Annotated in this window: 1 pseudogene; it reads right to left on the reverse strand. The window is 74.4% G+C overall.

The features are described from left to right. Positions 1-363: pseudogene (locus tag IF47_RS0126990) on the reverse strand (alpha/beta hydrolase); the annotation flags it as partial.

A 363-nucleotide genomic window follows, 5' to 3' on the forward strand; every position in this document is an offset into this window, starting at 1 on the left:
CCGGTGACGCCTGCTCGTACCGGGCGCGCAGCCGGCCGAGGTCCTTGGTGACCTGCGCGGCGGCGGGGCGGTCGGGGTCGTCCGCGCAATTGACCGCCATCAACGCCGCCGGCAGATTGTCCAGGGGCACTTCCTCCGGGTCGACGAGTCCGCGGTGCTTGCCCCGCAGCGGCGGGAGCGTGACACCTCCGGACGCGAAGGCCTCCAGGCCGCGCGTGTCGCCCTCCTCGAGCAGCTGGGCGACCGCCCGCTGCAACGAGGGCCACAGCTCCCTGCTGTAGAGGCCCTGCCCGAGCGCGCCCGCGAAGTCCTGGCCGGAGAACGCCTCGCCGAAGTCCGTCGGCACCGGGTCCTCGTCGAGCG

Origin of the sequence: Streptomyces megasporus, assembly GCF_000718985.1 — a bacterium.
In the GTDB taxonomy this organism is placed as follows: domain Bacteria; phylum Actinomycetota; class Actinomycetes; order Streptomycetales; family Streptomycetaceae; genus Streptomyces; species Streptomyces megasporus.